15 protein-coding genes are annotated in these 17,772 nt (G+C 67.8%); 10 read left to right on the forward strand and 5 right to left on the reverse strand.

The window, feature by feature from the left end:
• Positions 1-8 precede the first annotated feature (8 nt).
• On the reverse strand, positions 9-1,643 hold the full coding sequence (locus tag ACFWFP_RS20425) for an ABC transporter substrate-binding protein (RefSeq protein ID WP_379297247.1): 1,635 nt from the start codon (positions 1,641-1,643) through the stop codon (positions 9-11).
• Between the two features lie 219 nt (positions 1,644-1,862).
• On the opposite strand from ACFWFP_RS20425, the gene ACFWFP_RS20430 reads away from it, so the two are divergent.
• The 10 genes from ACFWFP_RS20430 (at position 1,863) to ACFWFP_RS20475 (ending at position 14,378) form a co-directional block, all read left to right on the forward strand.
• Positions 1,863-3,518: an ABC transporter substrate-binding protein gene (locus ACFWFP_RS20430; protein ID WP_379297249.1), complete on the forward strand. Its 1,656-nt coding sequence runs from the start codon at positions 1,863-1,865 to the stop codon at positions 3,516-3,518.
• Positions 3,519-3,521: 3 nt separating this feature from the next.
• On the forward strand, positions 3,522-4,475 hold the full coding sequence (locus tag ACFWFP_RS20435) for an ABC transporter permease (RefSeq protein WP_379297251.1): 954 nt from the start codon (positions 3,522-3,524) through the stop codon (positions 4,473-4,475).
• Complete coding sequence (locus ACFWFP_RS20440) at positions 4,472-5,335, forward strand: ABC transporter permease (RefSeq protein ID WP_379297253.1); 864 nt, start codon at positions 4,472-4,474, stop codon at positions 5,333-5,335. The genes ACFWFP_RS20435 and ACFWFP_RS20440 overlap by 4 nt, the downstream gene beginning before the upstream one ends.
• Complete coding sequence (locus tag ACFWFP_RS20445) at positions 5,332-7,107, forward strand: dipeptide ABC transporter ATP-binding protein (RefSeq protein ID WP_379297255.1); 1,776 nt, start codon at positions 5,332-5,334, stop codon at positions 7,105-7,107. Before ACFWFP_RS20440 ends, ACFWFP_RS20445 begins: the two co-directional genes overlap by 4 nt.
• Before the next feature lie 110 nt (positions 7,108-7,217).
• Positions 7,218-8,123: a LysR family transcriptional regulator gene (locus ACFWFP_RS20450; protein WP_364715253.1), complete on the forward strand. Its 906-nt coding sequence runs from the start codon at positions 7,218-7,220 to the stop codon at positions 8,121-8,123.
• A 295-nt stretch (positions 8,124-8,418) separates the two neighbouring features.
• The gene (locus tag ACFWFP_RS20455) at positions 8,419-9,609 is read left to right on the forward strand and encodes an acyl-CoA dehydrogenase family protein (protein ID WP_379297257.1); all 1,191 of its coding nucleotides are present in this window, start codon (positions 8,419-8,421) and stop codon (positions 9,607-9,609) included.
• Entirely contained in the window at positions 9,606-10,946 is a 1,341-nt protein-coding gene (locus tag ACFWFP_RS20460) for an LLM class flavin-dependent oxidoreductase (RefSeq protein ID WP_379297259.1), read from the forward strand. Before ACFWFP_RS20455 ends, ACFWFP_RS20460 begins: the two co-directional genes overlap by 4 nt.
• Positions 10,946-12,289, forward strand: a complete 1,344-nt coding sequence (locus ACFWFP_RS20465; protein WP_379297261.1) for an LLM class flavin-dependent oxidoreductase — start codon at positions 10,946-10,948, stop codon at positions 12,287-12,289. The genes ACFWFP_RS20460 and ACFWFP_RS20465 overlap by 1 nt, the downstream gene beginning before the upstream one ends.
• A gap of 11 nt (positions 12,290-12,300) precedes the next feature.
• Positions 12,301-13,344, forward strand: coding sequence for an aldo/keto reductase (locus ACFWFP_RS20470; protein WP_379297263.1), 1,044 nt, complete (start codon positions 12,301-12,303; stop codon positions 13,342-13,344).
• On the forward strand, positions 13,341-14,378 hold the full coding sequence (locus ACFWFP_RS20475) for an aldo/keto reductase (protein ID WP_379297265.1): 1,038 nt from the start codon (positions 13,341-13,343) through the stop codon (positions 14,376-14,378). The genes ACFWFP_RS20470 and ACFWFP_RS20475 overlap by 4 nt, the downstream gene beginning before the upstream one ends.
• A gap of 186 nt (positions 14,379-14,564) precedes the next feature.
• On the opposite strand, the gene ACFWFP_RS20480 is transcribed toward ACFWFP_RS20475, so the two are convergent.
• The 4 genes from ACFWFP_RS20480 to ACFWFP_RS20495 form a co-directional block, all read right to left on the reverse strand.
• Positions 14,565-15,608, reverse strand: a complete 1,044-nt coding sequence (locus ACFWFP_RS20480; protein WP_379297267.1) for an LLM class flavin-dependent oxidoreductase — start codon at positions 15,606-15,608, stop codon at positions 14,565-14,567.
• Positions 15,605-16,429, reverse strand: coding sequence for a DUF1684 domain-containing protein (locus ACFWFP_RS20485; RefSeq protein WP_379297269.1), 825 nt, complete (start codon positions 16,427-16,429; stop codon positions 15,605-15,607). The genes ACFWFP_RS20480 and ACFWFP_RS20485 overlap by 4 nt, the downstream gene beginning before the upstream one ends.
• A gap of 286 nt (positions 16,430-16,715) precedes the next feature.
• Complete coding sequence (locus tag ACFWFP_RS20490; protein ID WP_379297271.1) at positions 16,716-17,147, reverse strand: nitroreductase family deazaflavin-dependent oxidoreductase; 432 nt, start codon at positions 17,145-17,147, stop codon at positions 16,716-16,718.
• Positions 17,147-17,749, reverse strand: coding sequence for a TetR/AcrR family transcriptional regulator (locus ACFWFP_RS20495; protein ID WP_379297273.1), 603 nt, complete (start codon positions 17,747-17,749; stop codon positions 17,147-17,149). Before ACFWFP_RS20495 ends, ACFWFP_RS20490 begins: the two co-directional genes overlap by 1 nt.
• Between the last annotated feature and the right edge of the window lie 23 nt (positions 17,750-17,772).

Genomic DNA, 17,772 nt, shown 5'->3' on the forward strand with positions numbered 1-17,772 from the left:
GCCGGCCCCTACCCGGTGATCCAGGTGTCGTAGAGCCAGGTGCGGGCCGTGGACTCGGTGGTGAAACCGTGCACGGTCGGCGCCAGGCCGAACACCTGGGTCTCGTCGTAGAGCGGAATGGCGTAGCCCTCGCCGAAGACCCGGTCCTCGACCGCCTGGATGGCCCTGGTCCGCGCGGCCGGGTCGAACTCGAAGGCCTGCGCGCGCACCAGTTCGTCGAGTTTCGCGTCCGGCACGGGTGCGAAGAACTCGTTCTGCGCGGTGCTGTCGAACGCGGTGCGCAGTACGTCGGCCTCGGCGCGCGAGGTCTGCCCCTGCACCAGCGACCAGTTGTCGGGACGGGAATTGCGGATCGACTCGTATTCGGTCTGCGACACGGTGTGGATCACCAGATCGACGCCTGCCTTTTTCCACTGCGACTGCAGCAGTTCCAGCACCGGCTGCGACACCTGGTAGAACGGCGCCACCCACACCTCGAACTGCAGGCGCTTGCCGTCCTTGACCCGGATGCCGTCGCCGCCCTTCTTCCAGCCCGCGCCGTCGAGCAGCGAGTTGGCCCTGTTCAGGTCATAGCCCAGGTACTTGCTCGCGTCGCCGCGATTGGGAGTGTCCTTGACCAGGATGCTGTTCGGGATCGGGTAGCTCGGCGAGAGCACCGTCTCGTTGATCTCCTTGCGGTCGGTCGCGGCCTGCAAGGCCAGGCGCACGTCCTTCTCCACGACCGGCGCGGTCGAATCCAGTTGCGCCGACAGCTTGTTGGTCTGTCCCTGCACCGCGAACGCCTCGATCCGGCCACCGTTGGCGGTCACCGTCTCCTCGTCGTAGGGGCTGATGTTGCGCGCGATGTGCGCCTCGCCCGACTGCAGCGCGCCGACCCTGGTTCCGGCCTCCGGCACGGTCTTGAAGACCACCCGCTCGAGGTAGGCCTTGCCCTGATGGCCCGAACCCGCCGGCGCCCAGTTGTAGTCCTCGCGCCGCTTCAGCGTGATGCCGGTGTTGCCGGCGACCGACTCCACCACGAACGGGCCGGACCCGATCCAGTTCTTGGCCTGGCTCTGCCCGTTGAGATCCCGCTCCAGGAACGGTTTCGCCAGAATGGACCCGGCCCGGTAGAACGACGCCACCTGCAGGAAACCGGCATTGGGCTTGGTGAAGGCCACCTCGACGGTGAGCGGATCGATCACGGTCGAGGCCCGGTAGTCGGAGAAGAACCGGTCCGGCGGAATGCCGAGTGCCTTGTCGCCGAGAGCATGCTGGTCGTAGTTGGCTTTCACGACCGCCGCATCGAGCGGGTCACCGTTGCTGAACGTGACTCCCTCGCGCAAGCGGAAGGTGTACTTCAGTTTGTCGGGGCTGATCTCCCACGACGTGGCCAGCCAGGGCTTGATCTCCCCGGTCTCGGGATCCTGCCAGGTCAGGCGCTCGGCGAGGTTGTTGGTGACCTGACTGTTGGACCAGATCGAGTTGACCGGCGTCCACGCTGTGTACTCGATGGGATCGTAGAAGTTCAGCGTGCCACCGAAAACCGGCTCGCCTGCCGCCTCCTGCTGCGACGACGGCCCACCACACGCGGCCAGCACGGTGGCGAGGGCGATGGCCGCGGTGCCGGTGGCCAGAAGGTGACGGAATCGAATATTCCTCATGTGGTCGTGGGTCTTTCGTCGGAGCGGACTGTGTTGCTTACACTCCGGAGGTTAAGTCCGCGACCGCCACATTCCGCGATTTCGGATCGCCAAGAATGCCTACATCGTTATTGAAGTTTCGCTTCACGATCGTGTCGTGTGCCCGATTCACTAAAACTGAACAAATCACGAAGTGCAACTTGGTTGTTCGCGGAGTTGCCGTTGTGCAGACTTCGCGAAATGTCATCGAAAAGATTCTCCGCGGCGACGGCGCTCCTGGCCCTCGCTCTTGTCGGCTCCGTGCTGACCGGCTGCGCGGCGTCGGGCAACCGAGTCGCGGGCAGCGACGACGCCGGCCCACCGGTTGCCGGTGGGACCCTGCGTTTCGCCGTGCTCGACGCGCCTGCCAACCTCGACCCGCATTCGGGCAGCTCGTATCCCGAGTCGCTCATCACGAGCAATATCACCGACAAACTGACCTACCAGAATCCCGAAACGGGCGCCATCGAACCGTGGCTGGCGAAATCCTGGGATATCAACCCGGAGCTGACCGAATTCACCTTCCGTCTGCGCGACGACGTCACCTTCACGGACGGTTCGAAATTCACCGCCGAATCGGTGAAAGAGAATTTCGACCTGCTCGGATTCGGTGACAAGGCGCTCGGCATCGTGCCGGTGACCGCGTACTGGGTCGGTTACACCAGCACCACGGTGCTCGACCCGACGACGGTCAAGGTCGTCTTCAATCGACCGAATGCCGGGTTCCTCCAAGCGCTTTCGCTGTACTTCTCCGGCATCGTCGGTCACTCGACCCTGCAGCTGAACAAAGAACAGCGCGCACTGGCACAGAATCTGGTGACCACCGGTCCGTTCGTCGTCGCCGAGCATGTCTACCAGCAGAAAACGGTGCTGAAGAAGCGACCCGGATACAACTGGGCACCCGCGAGCCGCAAACACAACGGGGAGGCCTACCTCGACGCCGTGGAGATCTCGGTGATTCCCGAGGCCGCGGTCCGCACCGGTGCGCTGCGCGCGGGTCAGGTCGACGCGATCCTCGATGTCAACAACACCGACGAGGCGCCGCTGAAGGCCGAGGGTTACCGGATCGTCGCGCAGCTGATTCCCGGGCGCGATATCTCCTTCGACCTCAAGACCGACCGGTTCCCGACCGACGACCGTGCCGTGCGGGAGGCCGTGAAGCTGGGCTGGAACCGCGACGCGCTCGCCAAGACGGTGCTCACCTCGAGCTACAAGGTCTCCAGCTCGGTGATCTCCTCGCGCGTGCCCGGCCACGTCGACTTCTCCGCGGAACTGAAGCAGGACCGGGCCAAGGCCGAACAGATCTTCGAATCGGCGGGCTGGAAGAAGGGCTCCGACGGTATCCGGGCGGACGCGCAGGGCCGTCGACTCGAACTCGCCCTGCTCGGTATCAACAACCTGGTGAACAACAAACCGGCCTATGAGCTGATCCAGCAGGATCTGCGCAAGATCGGCATCGACGTGAAACTCGACGTGCTGCCGATCCCGGACTACACCGCCGCCGCCACCCAGCAGAAACGCTGGAACATTCAGGTGGCCAACCAGAGTCGCGCCGATGTAGCGGTGCTCGAGCAGGTGTACTCGCCGCAGTACACCAACTCCTCGAAGCTGGCGCCGGAGAACCCGCTCTACCAGCAGGCGATCGACAAGCTCAGCGCGGTGAGCAAGACCCTCGACCCGGGCAAGCGCGCCGAGGCCGCCGAGGCGGCGCAGCGGTTCCTGCTCGTGGATCAGGTGCTCACGGTGCCGGTGTACAACCCGGCGCAGGTGACCGCGGCGTCCCCGCGGGTGCACAACGTGGGCTATGAAGCGCAGTCGCGCAACGTCTTCTATGACACCTGGATCGAGCCGAGGTAACCGATGTCGCGCTATGTGCTCGCCAAACTGGGGCAGGCCGTGTTCGTGGTGTGGGGCGCCTACACCCTCACCTTCGTGCTGCTGTTCGTGCTGCCCTACGACGCGGTCGACTTCCTGTTCGATCCGTCGCAGGGCGACTTGATCTTCGAGCAGGACAAACAGAACTCACGGGAGTACTTCGGCCTCGACCAGCAGCTGGTGGGGCAGTACACACACCGGTTGTTCGCCGCGGTGACCGGTGACTTCGGGGTCTCGACCCGCACCGGCGAGCAGGTGTGGCCGCTGGTCCTGTCGGTCCTGCCGCATACTGCGCTGCTGGCGGGCGCCGCGCTGGTCCTCGCCGTCGCGCTGGCCTTCGCCGTCGCCGCCACCGCGGGCTACACCCGCACCAAATGGGTCGCCGACCTGGTCGCGACGCTGCCCGCGGCCGGGGTGTCGGTGCCGGTGTTCCTGGTGGGACTCGCACTGTTGCAAGTGTTCTCGTTCCAGCTGGGCTGGTTTCCGCCGATCGGCAACGAGGGCTTCGGCGCACTGGTGTTGCCCGCGGTGACACTGGCCGTTCCGGTGTCGGCGCCGATCGCGCAGCTGCTGATCAAGAACTTCGACGCCGAACTGCACGCCGGGTATGTCACGGTGTCGGTGGCCAAGGGCGCGACGCGGCTGTGGGTGCTGGTGCGGGAGGTGCTGAAGAACGCCGCCCTGCCCGCGCTCACCATCGCCGGTGTCACCTTCGGCAACCTGCTCGCCGGCGCGGTGATCGTCGAAACCGTGTTCTCCCGTGCGGGATTGGGCCGGCTGACCGAGACGGCGGTGCGTACCCAGGACGTCCCGCTGGTGCAAGCGGTGGTGGTGTTCGCCGCGCTGGTATTCGTCACGGTGAACTTTTTGGTCGATCTCGTCTATCCACTGGTGGATCCGCGGCTGCGGTCCCGTGTCCGAGCAAGGACCTCCGCATGACCGTCCTCGACAACGACACCGGCACAGCGCCGACAGTTCCTGATCGTGTCCGCACCGGGATCGGGGTGCTCGCCGCCGCGCCGGGACTGACCCTGGCGTGGTTGGTGATCGCCACCGTCCTCGCCTGGGCGCTGACTCCCTCGTGGTTCACGAAATACTCGCCCCTGGAGGGAGATTCGGATGCCAGTTTCAGCGCGCCGAGTCTCGAGCACCTGTTCGGCACCGACCGCCTCGGCCGCGACCTGCTCGCCCGCACCATCTACGGCACCTCGACCACGCTCACCGCGACCTTGCTCGCGGTGGCCCTCGGTTTCGTGATCGGGTCGGCGATCGGTCTGCTCAGCGGGTTCGTCGGCGGCCGGGTCGACTCGGTGATCATGCGCTTCGTCGATGTCCTACTGGCTGTCCCGAGCCTGCTGCTCGCCATGACGGTGGTCACCGCGCTCGGCTACGGCACGGTGAATATCGCTGTCGCCGTCGGTATCTCGGCGGTGGCGGCGTTCGCGCGGGTGATGCGCTCGGAGGTGCTCAAGGTCGCGGGCACCGACTATGTCGAGGCGGCGTACGGGTCCGGGGCCGGTTTCGGCCGGGTCGTGGTCCGGCACGTGCTGCCGAACTCGGTGTCGGCGGTGCTGTCGCTGGCCGCGCTCGAATGCGGTACGGCGGTGCTGGCCGTGGCGGCGCTGGGCTTCCTCGGCTACGGCGCACCGCCGCCGGACCCGGAATGGGGCCTCGCGGTCTCCGAAGGCAGGGACTACCTGGCCACCTACCCGTGGATCTCGCTGCTGCCCGGCCTCGTGATCGCCGTGGTCGTGCTGTCCACCAATCGAATCGGGCGAGCGCTGGGAGAGAAGCGATGAGCGAGAAGGAAACTCTGCTGCGGATCGAGGACCTGTCCGTGCGCTACCGCGCCCGCGGCGCGGACGGGCAGGCCGCGGTCGATGGCGTGTCGCTGACGGTGAGCCGGGGCGAATTCGTCTCGATCGTGGGCGAATCCGGGTCGGGCAAGAGCACCACCATCCACGCCGCCCTGCACCTGTTGCCCGCGTCGGCGCGGGTCGAGGCCACGGCGCTGGCATTGAACGGGCACGACACCGCGTCCTGGAGCGACCGCGAACTCGCCCGGTTGCGCGGCCCGTTCGTCGGTTTCGTGCCCCAGGACCCCGGCACCTCGCTGAATCCGGTCAAACGCGTCGGCACCCAGGTGCTCGAGGCGTTGCGACTGCACCGGCGCGTCGAATCCGGGCCGGGGCGCGAACTCGCGGTGGCGAAACTGGCCACGGCGGGATTGCGCGAACCGGAACGGGTGTACCGGCAGTACCCGCACGAACTGTCCGGCGGCATGAAACAGCGGGTGCTCATCGCCATCGCGCTGGCCAACGACCCCGCGCTGCTGGTGGCCGACGAGCCGACCTCGGCCCTGGACGTCACCGTGCAGAAAGTGATCCTCGACCACCTCGCTCACCTGCGCGACACCCTCGGACTCGGCGTCTTGCTGGTCACCCACGACCTGGGAGTTGCCGCGGAACGCTCCGACCGCCTGATCGTGATGCAGCACGGCCGCATCGTCGAAGAAGGCCCAGCCGCGCGCATCCTCACCGACCCCCGGCACGACTACACGCGCCGACTGGTCGCGGCGGCACCCACCCGGCACAGCACTCGTCTGACAAGCACCGAACCCGGTGGCCCGTCCTCGCCCTCCACCGGCGGTCCGGCGCCGATACCCGGAATATCGGCTTCTTCGACGGAGACCGGATCGTCGGCCGTTCGTGCGCAGTCCGCACCGACGGCCATCAGGTCGTCGTCGGCGCGGGCAAAGCCTGTGCCGAAAGCCACCGCGCCGCTGTTCGAGGTCCGCGATCTGACCAAGACCTTCGCCCACGGTGGCGTGCGCGCGGTGGACAACGTCTCCCTGGCGGTCCGTGCGGGCACCACGCATGCGCTGGTGGGGGAGTCCGGGGCAGGGAAATCGACGGTCGCCCGGATCGCCGCGGGCTTCACCGCACCGGACTCGGGCCAGGTGTGGTTCGACGGCGCCCGCATCGACGGGCTCTCGCGCGCGAAGTTGCGGCCGATCCGTCGCGAGATCCAATTCGTCTACCAGAACCCGTATTCGTCTCTGGACCCGAAGTTCACCGTGGAGCAGATCATCGCCGAGCCGCTCGTCGCGCTCGGCCTGCTCCCGCGTGGCCCGCGACGTCGTGCTCGGGTACGCGAACTGCTCGACGAGGTGGCGCTGTCGCGAGAACACCTGGCGCGCAAACCGGCCGAACTCTCGGGTGGTCAGCGTCAACGCGTCGCCGTGGCACGCGCGCTCGCCGCCGGACCGCGCGTGCTGGTCCTCGACGAGGCGGTCTCGGCCCTCGATGTCTCGGTGCAGGCGCAGATCCTGCGGCTGTTGGTCGACCTCCAGCATCAGCAGGGCCTGACGTACCTGTTCATCACTCACGATCTCGGTGTGGTGCGACTGGTCGCCGACGAGGTGACGGTGATGCGCGCGGGCGCTGTAGTCGAATCCGGTTCGGTCACCAGTGTTTTCGAGAAACCGGCTCAGGACTACACCCGACGGCTGCTCGACGCGGTACCTGTCGGCACGACCTCGCCGGTGGCCGTCGATGCCGTGGTGGCGTGATCGACGTAGGACAGCTGCACAGAATCGCTCTGATCGTAAGGATTTCCTGGAATGTCGGTACTGCGGATGATGGGCGAATTCGGACGCCAACCGGTCGAAGCGAGGAATTCATGTACGACATTCGACGCCTTGTCCTGTTGCGTGATCTCGCCGAGCGAACCACCATGACCGCCGTATCGGAACTCCACGGGATCACCACTTCGGCGGTCTCGCAACAGTTGCGCATTCTCGAGGAGGAAGTGGGCGCGGTGCTCACCCGCCGCGAGGGCCGGGTGTTGCGCCTGACCCACGCGGGCCGGGTCCTGGTGGACTACACCTCGCGGATCATCACCGCGCTCGAGGAAGCCGAGAGCGCGGTAGCCGCGACGGCGGAGGCCATCACCGGTGTGCTCACCCTGGCCACGTTCCGCACCGCGCAGACCCGGCTCGCGCTGCCCGCCGCGGCGCGACTGATGAACGAGAATCCCGGCCTTCGGGTGCAGGTGGTCGACCTGATCCCGGTGGACGCGGTGCCCGCGGTACGCCAGCAGGAGGTCGACATCGCGATCACCTATTCGTATTCGTTCCGGGCTCGGGATCTGCCGCTCGGGCTGTCCTCGGAGTTCCTCTTCGACGATCCGCTCGTGCTGCTCGCCCCACCCGGCCTGCGGGAAAGGGCCCGCCAGCAGGGCCTGTCCGCGGTACGCGACGCCGACTGGATCGCCGCCCGCGACGGCGCGCCGTCGATCGTGTCGGTGATGTACGCCTGCCGTGAGGCCGGGTTCGCCCCGCGGATCGAGCATCGCAGCGGCACCTTCGCCGGAATGGCCGAGATCGTCGACCACGGGCTCGGCGTGGCGGTGGTACCGGAGATGTCGGTGCCACCGGAGTACCGGCACCTGATCGCCTGCACGGTCGCCAACGGGTCGCGTCAGGTCGGCGTGACCTACCGGCAGGCGTCCCTGGAAAGGCCCGCTGTCGCCGCGGCGATCCGGATGCTGCGCACCATCGCGGCGCCCGAGCAGTTGGCGTCCTGATCGCGGTCGAGGATCGAGAAAAACTGAACGAATCCGGTAGACCGGCTGTCTTGTTCGGTGGTATCGGAGGTTCCGATACTGGATCGCGGAGACCGAACGTGGAAAGGAGGTCTCGTGGAATTGCCGAATATCCGGATCGAGGCCGCCGCCCCGGCTCCGCTCTGTCGTCGTCGCTGATTTCGACGATCCACTTCATCGCGCCCGGAATCATTTCAAGTGAATTCCGGTGCGTCGCACAGATATGCGTTCGACCGCCGCCGAGTGGTCGTCACGCGACCAGGAGAGTGACACCCGCATGACCGCTGTGGCACCAGCACCCACCGTGCACGGTCTGGACGAGGACGCGTTCGCCGGCGCGCTCGCGCTGATCGCCGATCGCGCCGCCGAACACGACCGGGCGGGGGCCTTTCCGTTCGCCGCCTTCGAGGCGTTGTGCGCGATCGGGGCACCCGCACTGACGGTTCCGGTGGAGTACGGCGGGCTCGGCGCGGGTCTCGCCGAGGCGGTCGAGGTGATCGAACGCGTCGGCGCCGCCGACCCGTCGGTCGGACTGATCCTGCAGTGGAACTACACCAACCACCTGGGCCTGCTTCGCGAGGACAGCCCGTGGCCCGCCGCGCTGAAGGAACTGGTGCTGCGCTCGGCCGCCACCGACGGCGCGTTGATCAACGGCCTCGCCGTCGAACGCGAACTGGGCAGCCTCTCGCGCGGCGGCGTCCCGGCCACGACCGCCACCCGCTTGCCGTCGGGGGACTGGCGCATCGACGGCGAGAAGGCCTACGCCACCGGCATTTCCGGGCTGAGCTGGTTCACCGTCACCACCAGCACCGCCGAACCGAGCCCGCGCGTGGCGACCTTCCTGCTCGACCGCACCGCCACCGACTGGCACGTCGAACCGACCTGGAATCACCTGGGCCTGCGCGCCTCCGACACCCAGTCGGTGGTCTTCGACGGCACCGTCGTCGCCGATGCCAGGCTCGTCGACCTGCGTGACCCCAACGGCGGCACCGCGAAGGTCCGCCGAGCCGGTCGCCAAGCGCTGCCACTGCTGCTGGCCGCGAACTACAACGGCGTCGCGATCGCCGCGCGGGACTGGCTGGTGCGCTACCTGCACACCAGAGTGCCCACCGCACTGGGCGATTCGCTGGCCACGGTTCCGCGCTTCCACGATCGTGTGGGTGAGATCGAAGCCTGGATCCAGACCAGCCGCGCACTGGTGCGCCAGGGCGTGGCAAGCCTGGCCGACGACGAGCACGGACGCTTGCCCGCACTGGCCAAACATGTCGCCACCTCCACCGCCATCCGGGTCACCGAATCCGCGCTCGACCTGACCGGGAACCCCGGCCTCGACCGCCGGCATCCACTCGAACGCCACCATCGCGACGCCATGGTCGGGCGAATCCACTTCCCGCAGAGCGATTTCGTGCTCGCCGATCTCGGCCGCGCCGCGCTGGCGGCGGGCCGTGCCAAGGAGGAACAGCCGTGACCCGACGACAGGTGCACCTCAATGTCAACATTCTCAACGCGGGGGTATTCGGCGGCTCGTGGCGCTTCCCCGGCACCGACCCCGCCGCGAGTTTCACCCTCGACCACTACGTGCGCATCGCCCAGCGCGCCGAGGAAGCCAAGTTCGACGCGATCTTCCTCGCCGACGGGCCCGCCATCCGCGAGGACATCCGGTACCGGCCGTTCAACAGCCTCGAACCGACGGTGATCCTGGCCGCCGTCGCCGCGGCCACCGAGCGGGTCGGCCTCATCGCCACCCTGTCGTCGAGCTACAACGATCCCTACGACGTCGCGCGCCGCTTCGCTTCCCTCGACCTGCTCAGCGGTGGTCGCACCGGCTGGAATGTGGTCACCACCGCCGGTGCCGACGCGGCCCGCAATTTCGGTTTCGACGCCGAACCGGCCCACGGCGCGCGCTACGAACGCGCCGCCGAATTCGTCGAGGTGGTGCGCGCGCTCTGGAACAGCTGGGAGCCCGACGCGCTGATCGGCGACAAAGCCACGCACCGCTTCGCCGACTACACCCGCATCCACGCCGTCGATCACCACGGCCCGCACTTCGACGTGGCAGGCCCGTTGAATGTTCCGCGCTCGCCGCAGGGCGAACCGGTGGTCGTGCAGGCCGGTGCGTCGAAAGACGGCCGGGCACTGGCCGCCCGGGTCGGTGAGGTGATCTTCACCGCCGCCCAGACCGCGGACGAGGCGGGGGAGTACTACCGCGACGTGAAGGCCCGTGCCGTCGGCTACGGGCGCAGGGCCGAGGACGTGCTCATCCTGCCCGGCCTGTCCACCGTGCTCGGCTCCACCGAAGCCGAAGCCGCCCAGCGCCGCGAACTGCTGGCCGAGCTCGTGCCACCGGACTACGCGCTCGATCGGCTCGCCACCCAGCTCGGTGTCGACCGCGACGCTCTCACCCTCGACGGCCCGCTCCCGTGGCACCTGCTGGTCGACCCCGACGAGGCGGGCGGGTCGCAGACCTTCTACAAGATCGCCGTGGGCCTGGCCCGGCGCGAGAACCTGACGGTGCGCCAGCTGCTGCGCCGGCTCGGCGGCGGCGCGGGCCACCGCATCGTCACCGGCACACCCGAGCAGGTCGCCGACGCGATCATCGACTGGGTCGAGGCGGGCATCGCCGACGGCTTCAACCTGATGCCCGATGTGCTGCCCGGCGGCTTCGACGACTTCGTCGACGGTGTCGTGCCGATCCTGCGCGAGCGCGGGGTGTTCCGCACCGACTACGAGGCGACCACCCTGCGCGGTCACCTCGGCCTGCCCGTCCCCACCTACCGGGGCACCATCGCCGAAGGGGCTGCCTGATGGCACGCAGACTGCATTTCCTCGTCAACGTCGGCAGCGCCGGATACCACCCGGCAGCCTGGCTGGAACCGACCCTGCCCGCCGACGCGTTCATCCAGCTCTCGCACTATCAGCGGGTCGCAGCCGAAGCCGAACGCGGCGGACTCGACGGCCTGCTGTTCCCGGACATCCCGGTGCAGCAGCCCGGCATCGCCCGCGCACCAGCGGCCACCCTCGACCCGATCCTGCTCAGTTCGGCACTGGCGGTGACGACCGAGCGGATCGGGCTGATCCCCACCGCGACCACCTCGCTGAACCTGCCCTACAACCTGGCCCGGCGGATCCTCTCGCTCGACCACGTCAGCGGGGGCCGAGCGGGCTGGAATGTGGTCACCACCTTCGAACCCAACGCCGCCCGCAACTTCGGCATCGCCGAGCTGCCCGAGCGCGACGAACGGTACCGGCGGGCCGCCGAGTACGTCTCGCTGACCGAGAAGCTCTGGGACAGTTGGGAATTTGACGCGCTGATCGGCGACCAGGAAGCCGGTGTCTTCGCCGATCCGGATCGGGTACACGCGGTGGATCACCGAGGCGAGTTCTACTCCGTCGCCGGTCCACTGAATGTGCTGCGTTCCCCGCAAGGCCGCCCGGTTCTCGTGCAGGCCGGAGCCTCCCCGCAGGGCCGGGCCTTCGCGGCCGCCCACGCCGAGGTGATCTATACGACCCAGCTCAGCCTGTCGGCCGCGCGTAGTTTCTCGGCCGAGATCCGTTCGGCGGCGGTGGCTTCCGGCCGCGACGGCGACGCCATCCGGATTCTTCCCGGCCTGGTCCCGGTGATCGGGTCCACCGAAGCCGAGGCCCGCGCACGGTTCGACGAGTTGCAGGGGCGGCTGCATCCCGACAGCGCTCCCGTGCGCCAGTTCGCCCGCTGGCTCGGCTATCCCGATGTCGACCTCGACCTCGACTCCCCGCTGCCGCACCAGCTCACCACGCTGCCCGCCGACCGGATCGGCCCGCAGGGCTTCTTCGCCTCACTCACCGGCTACGCGCTCGAAACCGGCCACACCGTGCGGCAACTGCTCACCGAGTTCCTCGGCGGCCATCGCGTGGTGATCGGCACGCCTCAGGCGGTCGCCGACCACATCGAGCTGTGGCACCGCAACGCGGGCATCGACGGCTTCACCATCATCCCGGCCGTGCTGCCTGGCTACCTCACCGACTTCGTCGACCAGGTCGTGCCCGAATTGCGCAAGCGCAGGCTCTTTCGCCGCGAATACGAGTACACCACCCTGCGCGGTCACCTCGGCCTGCCCGAGCCCGCGAATTCCTTTGCCCGCGAACCCATCTCCGCTACCGGAAAGTGACAACCCATTCCATGACACTGCGACACCTCGGCCGCACCGGCGTACTGGTGAGCCCACTCACCTTGGGTGCTATGAACTTCGGCGCCTGGGCCAACCCCGACCACGACGACGCGGCGACGATCATCCACCGCGCCCTGGACGCGGGCATCAACGTCGTCGACACCGCCGATGTGTACTCCCAGGGCGAGAACGAACAGATCGTCGGGAAGGCCCTGCGTGGGCGCCGCGACGAGGTGGTCCTCGCCAGCAAGTTCCACGGCCAGATCGGCACCGACCCCAACCACCGTGGCAACTCCCGGCGCTGGATCATCCGTGCCGTCGAGGACTCGCTGCGCCGACTCGACACCGACCACCTCGACCTCTACCAGGTACACCGCCCCGACCCCGACGTCCCACTCGAGGAGACGCTGCGGGCGCTGGACGATCTGGTGCGCGCGGGCAAGATTCGCTACTACGGCACCACCACCTTCGAACCACATCAGCTGGTCGAGGCGCAATGGGTGGCCCAGGACCGCAACCTGGCCCGGCCGGTCACCGAGCAGCCGCCGTACTCGATCCTGGCTCGCGGCGCCGAACGCGCTACCTTGCCGATCGCCGAGCGGCACGGCCTGGGCGTGCTCACCTGGAGTCCGCTCGCGGGCGGCTGGCTCTCCGGCCGGTACCGGGCGGGGGAGACCGCGCCCGAGTCGAGCAGACTCAACCGCCAGCCACATCGGCACGACCCGGAACTGGTCGCCAACCAGCGCAAACGCGCCGCCGCCGAGGAATTGGCGAAACTCGCCGACGAAGCAGGTATTTCGCTGGTTCATCTGTCGCTGGCGTTCGTGCTCCAGCATCCGGCGGTGAGCACCGTCATCATCGGGCCGCGCACCCTGGCCCACCTCGAGACCCAGCTCGGTGCCGTCGATGTGCGGCTGAGCACCGAGGTGCTGGATCGGATCGACGAGATCGTCGCGCCCGGAACCACACTCAGCCCCGCCGACGAGGGCTACCTGCCGCCCTCGCTCACCGACGCCGTCAACCGCCGCCGCACCACGATCGGAGCCACCCGATGAGCCTGTCCGACCTGCGCCTGCTCGGCCGTACCGGAGTCCGGGTGAGCCCGTACGTGCTCGGCACCATGAACTTCGGTTCCCGTGGCGGCACCACCCACGAAGAATCGATCGCGCTGATCCATCGGGCGCTGGACGCCGGAATCAACACCATCGACACCGCCGACACCTATTCGCGCGGCGAATCCGAGATCATCGTCGGCAAGGCGCTGCGTGATCGACGCGACGAGGTGATTCTGGCCAGCAAGTTTCACAATGCCGTCGACGACGACCCCACCCACCGGGGCAACTCCCGGCGCTGGATCGCCCGCGCCGTCGAGGACTCGCTGCGCCGTCTCGACACCGACCACCTCGACCTCTACCAGGTGCACCGCCCCGAATCGGTGACCGCACTCGAGGACACCGTCGCCGCTCTCGACGATCTCGTGCGCGCGGGCAAGATCCGCTACTACGGCACCTCGGTCTTCTCGCCCGGCGAACTGGTCGAAGCGCAGTGGATCGCCGATCGGACCAAGGCCAATCGCTCTGCTGCCGAACAGGTTCCGTATTCACCGCTGATTCGCGGCATCGAACGCGAGACCCTGCCGATCGCCCGCAAGTACGGACTCGGCGTCATCACCTACGGCCCGCTCGCCGCAGGGTGGCTCTCCGGTGAGTACCGCCTCGGCGCACCTCAACCGAGTTCGCATCGGGCCGAACTGATCCCGGGCCGATTCGACATCGACGCACCCGCCAACGCGGCGAAACTCGCCGCCGCCGACGCGCTCGCCGTCCTCGCCGAGGAATCCGGCCTTACACTCATCCAGCTCGCGATCGGTTTCGTGCTCGCCCACCCCGATGTCACCGCCGCCATCATCGGCCCGCGCACCGGCGAACATCTCGATGCCTATCTGGGTGCGGTCGATGTCGTCCTGAGCGAGGAGATCCTCGACCGCATCGACGAGATAGTCCCGCCCGGGACGATCTTCGCCGACCGTGACACCGGCAAGATCCCCGACGCACTGGCCGATCCCGCCCTGCGTAGACGCGCCGCCTAGCTCATCCGGTGATCGCTGAGGGAGACGTAATCCCCTCTTCCCCAGCGATTGCCGGGTTGCGGCGGCAACTTCGGTCGGTCGTTCGTCGCCCGGCACACGGGTTCACCGTCGCGATCCGTCAGCGCGGATCGAGGCGGTGCCGGTAGCGTGCTCGCTCCTACGCTCGGCGATGCACCGAGCGGCCGGTCAAGCCGACGTCGGCGCCTCGTTCGTGATCGTCGGTTTCCAACCGAGTTCGGGAGCGATCAGGTGCACGGTGTCGTGCAGGATCTGCTCGTAGTCCGCACGGTGGAATTCGTAGGGCAGTTCCAGGCGCAGCTCGGAGGTCTGTGCGAGCACCGGATCGGCTCGCAGCTGTTCCAGGATCTGCTCGGCGGTGCCGACGATGTCCGGCGCGAACAGGATTCGGCGTTCGCCCTGCGGGCCGAGGGTGCGGTCGTGGCGGCTCGCGGCGTAGGCGCGGTAGCGTTCGCGGGTCGCGTGGTCGGCGCTGTCGAACGGCACGATCACGCGTCCGACGGCCACGCGGGCGGGTCGAGCCGGGTCGATCAGGCGGCGGTAGTCCGCGATCAGGGTCAGCTGGGAGGTGGTGAAATCGTCACTGGCGTCACCGAAAACGATGTTGCCGCTGAGCAGGTTCAGTCCGTTCTCCGCGGTCCAGTGCACGGATCGGACGCTCCCACCGCCGTACCACACACGATCGGCCAGGCCGGGGCTGTGCGGCTGCAGACGGGGACGCTGGGTGTTGCCCGGCGACTGGATGACGGTGCCGGCGTCGCCGAGGTAGTCCCCGCGCAGGTTCTCGAGCAGGCGGGCCACGCGGCCGTAGGACAGGTCGAAGCTGCGCCAGTCACCATCGAAGACCAGGTCACCGATGAGATCGGCGTGCGGTGGGGTGCCCGCGCTGAAACCGGGCTGTAGTCGGCCCCGCGACAGCACATCGGCCAGCGACAGATCCTCGGCCAGCCGGAACGGGCTCTCGTAGCCGATCGGAATGACCGCGGCGCCCAGCTCCACTCGGCTGGTGCGCTGGGCGGCGGCGGCCAAAAAGACCGCCGCCGAACCCACGCCGTGCTCGAGATGACGCTGCCGGACCCACGCACCGTCGAAACCGAGGCGCTCGCCGTATTCGAACAGTTGCAGCGTGTCCTCGAGCCCGGTGTACGGATCGTCGTCGAGGTAGTTGCCCGGCGTCAGGAACGCCAGCGTGCTGATCTGCGGTGCGCTCATCCCTGGCGCTCGTAGGGGATCTTTTCCCCCGCCTCGACCGCGATCGGGAGCCTGTTCTCGGCGGGCGGCAGCGGGCAGGTCGCCAGATCGGTGTAGGCGCACGGCAGGTTGACCGCCCGATTGAAATCGAGCACGACCGTGCCGTCGGGCGCCGGAGTCGACACCTGCACAATGCGATTCGCGGCGTAGGTGGTGACTCCGGAAGTGGTATCGGTGAACAGCACCGACAGGTCACCGGGATTCCGGCCGGGGAACGCGGTCAGCCGCAACGGCTGACCGTCGATGTCGAACTCGACCTGTCCCGGTGCGTCGTAGACATGCTCGAGCCCTTCGACCGAGGCGCCGACCGTGGTCGGTCGCGGCTGCTCGAAGCGAACATAGCGACCCGTCACCACCCACTTCGGGTCCGGCGCGAACGCGGGTGTGCCCCGAAACGCGGTGCGCAACTGGTTGTTCGGGTGCCGAGGGCGGACGATGTCGTTGCCACCACGGCGCGCGACCTCGATCACCGCGTCACCCCACACCGCGTTCACCCCGTCGCGCTCGGCGATCGCGCCGAACTCGTAGCGCCCCCGCACCGGTGTCCCCTCGACGACCAGTTCCTCGCCCTCGTCGAGCACCACGACCACACCGTCGGCACCGGTCGACCAGGTGCCGGGCGCGTCGGTGAACCGCTCCGGGGTTTCGGTGAGCCAGTGCAGGTTCGTGATGGCCAGGAATCCGTGCCGGTCGGCCAGCCGCGCCTCCTGCCCGCGGTGCCATTGCTGCCATTCGGCGGTGAAGCTGTCTACCTCGGCGACCGGGGTTTCCTGTGCTGCCATGGCATCGATACAACCCGACCCCACCGCCCACGAACAGAATTGCGCTCAACCCGAACACAAGTCACCCGCTGTCGGGTCGCGCCCGCTGCCATGACAATCGAACGCGTGGTGACTGCTTGATCGCTACCGTGGGAGCCATCCCGGTGGAGGCCGAGCCACGACGGCAACTGTGATGTTGTACCGCTACGCCGCCGATGCATGTCAGCTTTCATGCCGGTCCGAAGAGATGCGCAAGGCATGGGGTGACCGCTGCCCGAGCACTGCGGTGCATGGCGAATCGGGATCATCAGTTGATCCGAAGCTCGACAATCGGAATCGGTCGGGTCGTTTGCTGCTGGTACCGGGTGTATCGGCCTTTGTTGGCCTCGTCGACGATCTTCCAGCGTCGTGCGTAGTCGGGATCGTCGGCAAGAGTGGGCCGGGCGGTGGCGGTCTGGTGGCGACGGCCGATCTGGATCGTGCACAGCGGCTCGGTTTTCAGGTTGGCCAGCCATGCCGGGGGTTTGGGGGAGCCACCGTTGGAGGCGACCACGAGATAGGTCTTCTCGCCGTCGCGCCCGTAGGTCAACGCGGTGGTGCGCGGTAGGCCGGTGCGCCGACCGGTGGTACGCAGCAGCAGCGTGGGATTGCCGAAGAGCAGGCGGTGGCCGAGGAAACCGTCGGTGGTCTCATAGATCCAGCGGTGGGCGTGCAAAATGTTGTGGTAGAGGTCGCTCATCAAGTCCTCGCCTGGTCGTGGAAGCCGGGTAGGGCGGGTATGAAGGTTTGGGCGTAATCGTGAATCCGTTGTGGGGGAAAGGCTTCGGGTTCGGACAGGACGATGCGTCCCGCTTCCCAGAACACGGCGGACAGCAACCGACCGGTGAGTTCGGCGTCGACTGAGCCCTGCTGGGCGGAGGGTGTCGCGGTCTGCACGAACGTGGTGAACGCGGCGATCAGGGCGTTGCGGCCGCGCTCGACGCGGCGACGGAAGGCCGGTGTGCTCGAGTCGGCGAGTTGAAACACCGCGCGCCACCGTTGCGGCGCGGCCAGCACCGCGGACAGGAAGTTGTCGAGAGACTGCACCATCGCCCGGTCCGCGCGTTCGGTGGGCTGGGCTTGGGGGACAACGGCGCTCATCTGGGCCGCTACCGCGGCTTCTTCTCGTTCGAGGCTGGCACGGAGGAGCTGGTCGGAGTCGGAGAACTGGCTGTAGATGACCGGGCGGCTGACACCGGCGCGTTTGGCGACGGTGTCGATGGAGACCTTGTGGACGCCCTGTTCGACGATCACGTCCAAGACCGCATCCAGAAGTTGTTCATGGCGTTCTTCGGGCGCCATTCGCGATGCGTAGGGGCGGTTCC

Source organism: Nocardia sp. NPDC060249, assembly GCF_042728755.1.
Classification (GTDB): Bacteria; Actinomycetota; Actinomycetes; order Mycobacteriales; family Mycobacteriaceae; genus Nocardia.

Excerpts from the sequence above, each read along its gene's own strand:
- ACFWFP_RS20470 (WP_379297263.1), top strand. The coding sequence starts at position 12,301 with ATGACACTGCGACACCTCGGCCGCACCGGCGTACTGGTGAGCCCACTC.
- ACFWFP_RS20490 (WP_379297271.1), bottom strand. The coding sequence starts at position 17,147 with ATGAGCGACCTCTACCACAACATTTTGCACGCCCACCGCTGGATCTAT.
- ACFWFP_RS20495 (WP_379297273.1), bottom strand. The coding sequence starts at position 17,749 with ATGGCGCCCGAAGAACGCCATGAACAACTTCTGGATGCGGTCTTGGAC.
- ACFWFP_RS20440 (WP_379297253.1), top strand. The coding sequence starts at position 4,472 with ATGACCGTCCTCGACAACGACACCGGCACAGCGCCGACAGTTCCTGAT.
- ACFWFP_RS20455 (WP_379297257.1), top strand. The coding sequence starts at position 8,419 with ATGACCGCTGTGGCACCAGCACCCACCGTGCACGGTCTGGACGAGGAC.
- ACFWFP_RS20435 (WP_379297251.1), top strand. The coding sequence starts at position 3,522 with ATGTCGCGCTATGTGCTCGCCAAACTGGGGCAGGCCGTGTTCGTGGTG.
- ACFWFP_RS20485 (WP_379297269.1), bottom strand. The coding sequence starts at position 16,429 with ATGGCAGCACAGGAAACCCCGGTCGCCGAGGTAGACAGCTTCACCGCC.
- ACFWFP_RS20450 (WP_364715253.1), top strand. The coding sequence starts at position 7,218 with ATGTACGACATTCGACGCCTTGTCCTGTTGCGTGATCTCGCCGAGCGA.
- ACFWFP_RS20430 (WP_379297249.1), top strand. The coding sequence starts at position 1,863 with ATGTCATCGAAAAGATTCTCCGCGGCGACGGCGCTCCTGGCCCTCGCT.
- ACFWFP_RS20445 (WP_379297255.1), top strand. The coding sequence starts at position 5,332 with ATGAGCGAGAAGGAAACTCTGCTGCGGATCGAGGACCTGTCCGTGCGC.
- ACFWFP_RS20425 (WP_379297247.1), bottom strand. The coding sequence starts at position 1,643 with ATGAGGAATATTCGATTCCGTCACCTTCTGGCCACCGGCACCGCGGCC.
- ACFWFP_RS20465 (WP_379297261.1), top strand. The coding sequence starts at position 10,946 with ATGGCACGCAGACTGCATTTCCTCGTCAACGTCGGCAGCGCCGGATAC.
- ACFWFP_RS20480 (WP_379297267.1), bottom strand. The coding sequence starts at position 15,608 with ATGAGCGCACCGCAGATCAGCACGCTGGCGTTCCTGACGCCGGGCAAC.
- ACFWFP_RS20475 (WP_379297265.1), top strand. The coding sequence starts at position 13,341 with ATGAGCCTGTCCGACCTGCGCCTGCTCGGCCGTACCGGAGTCCGGGTG.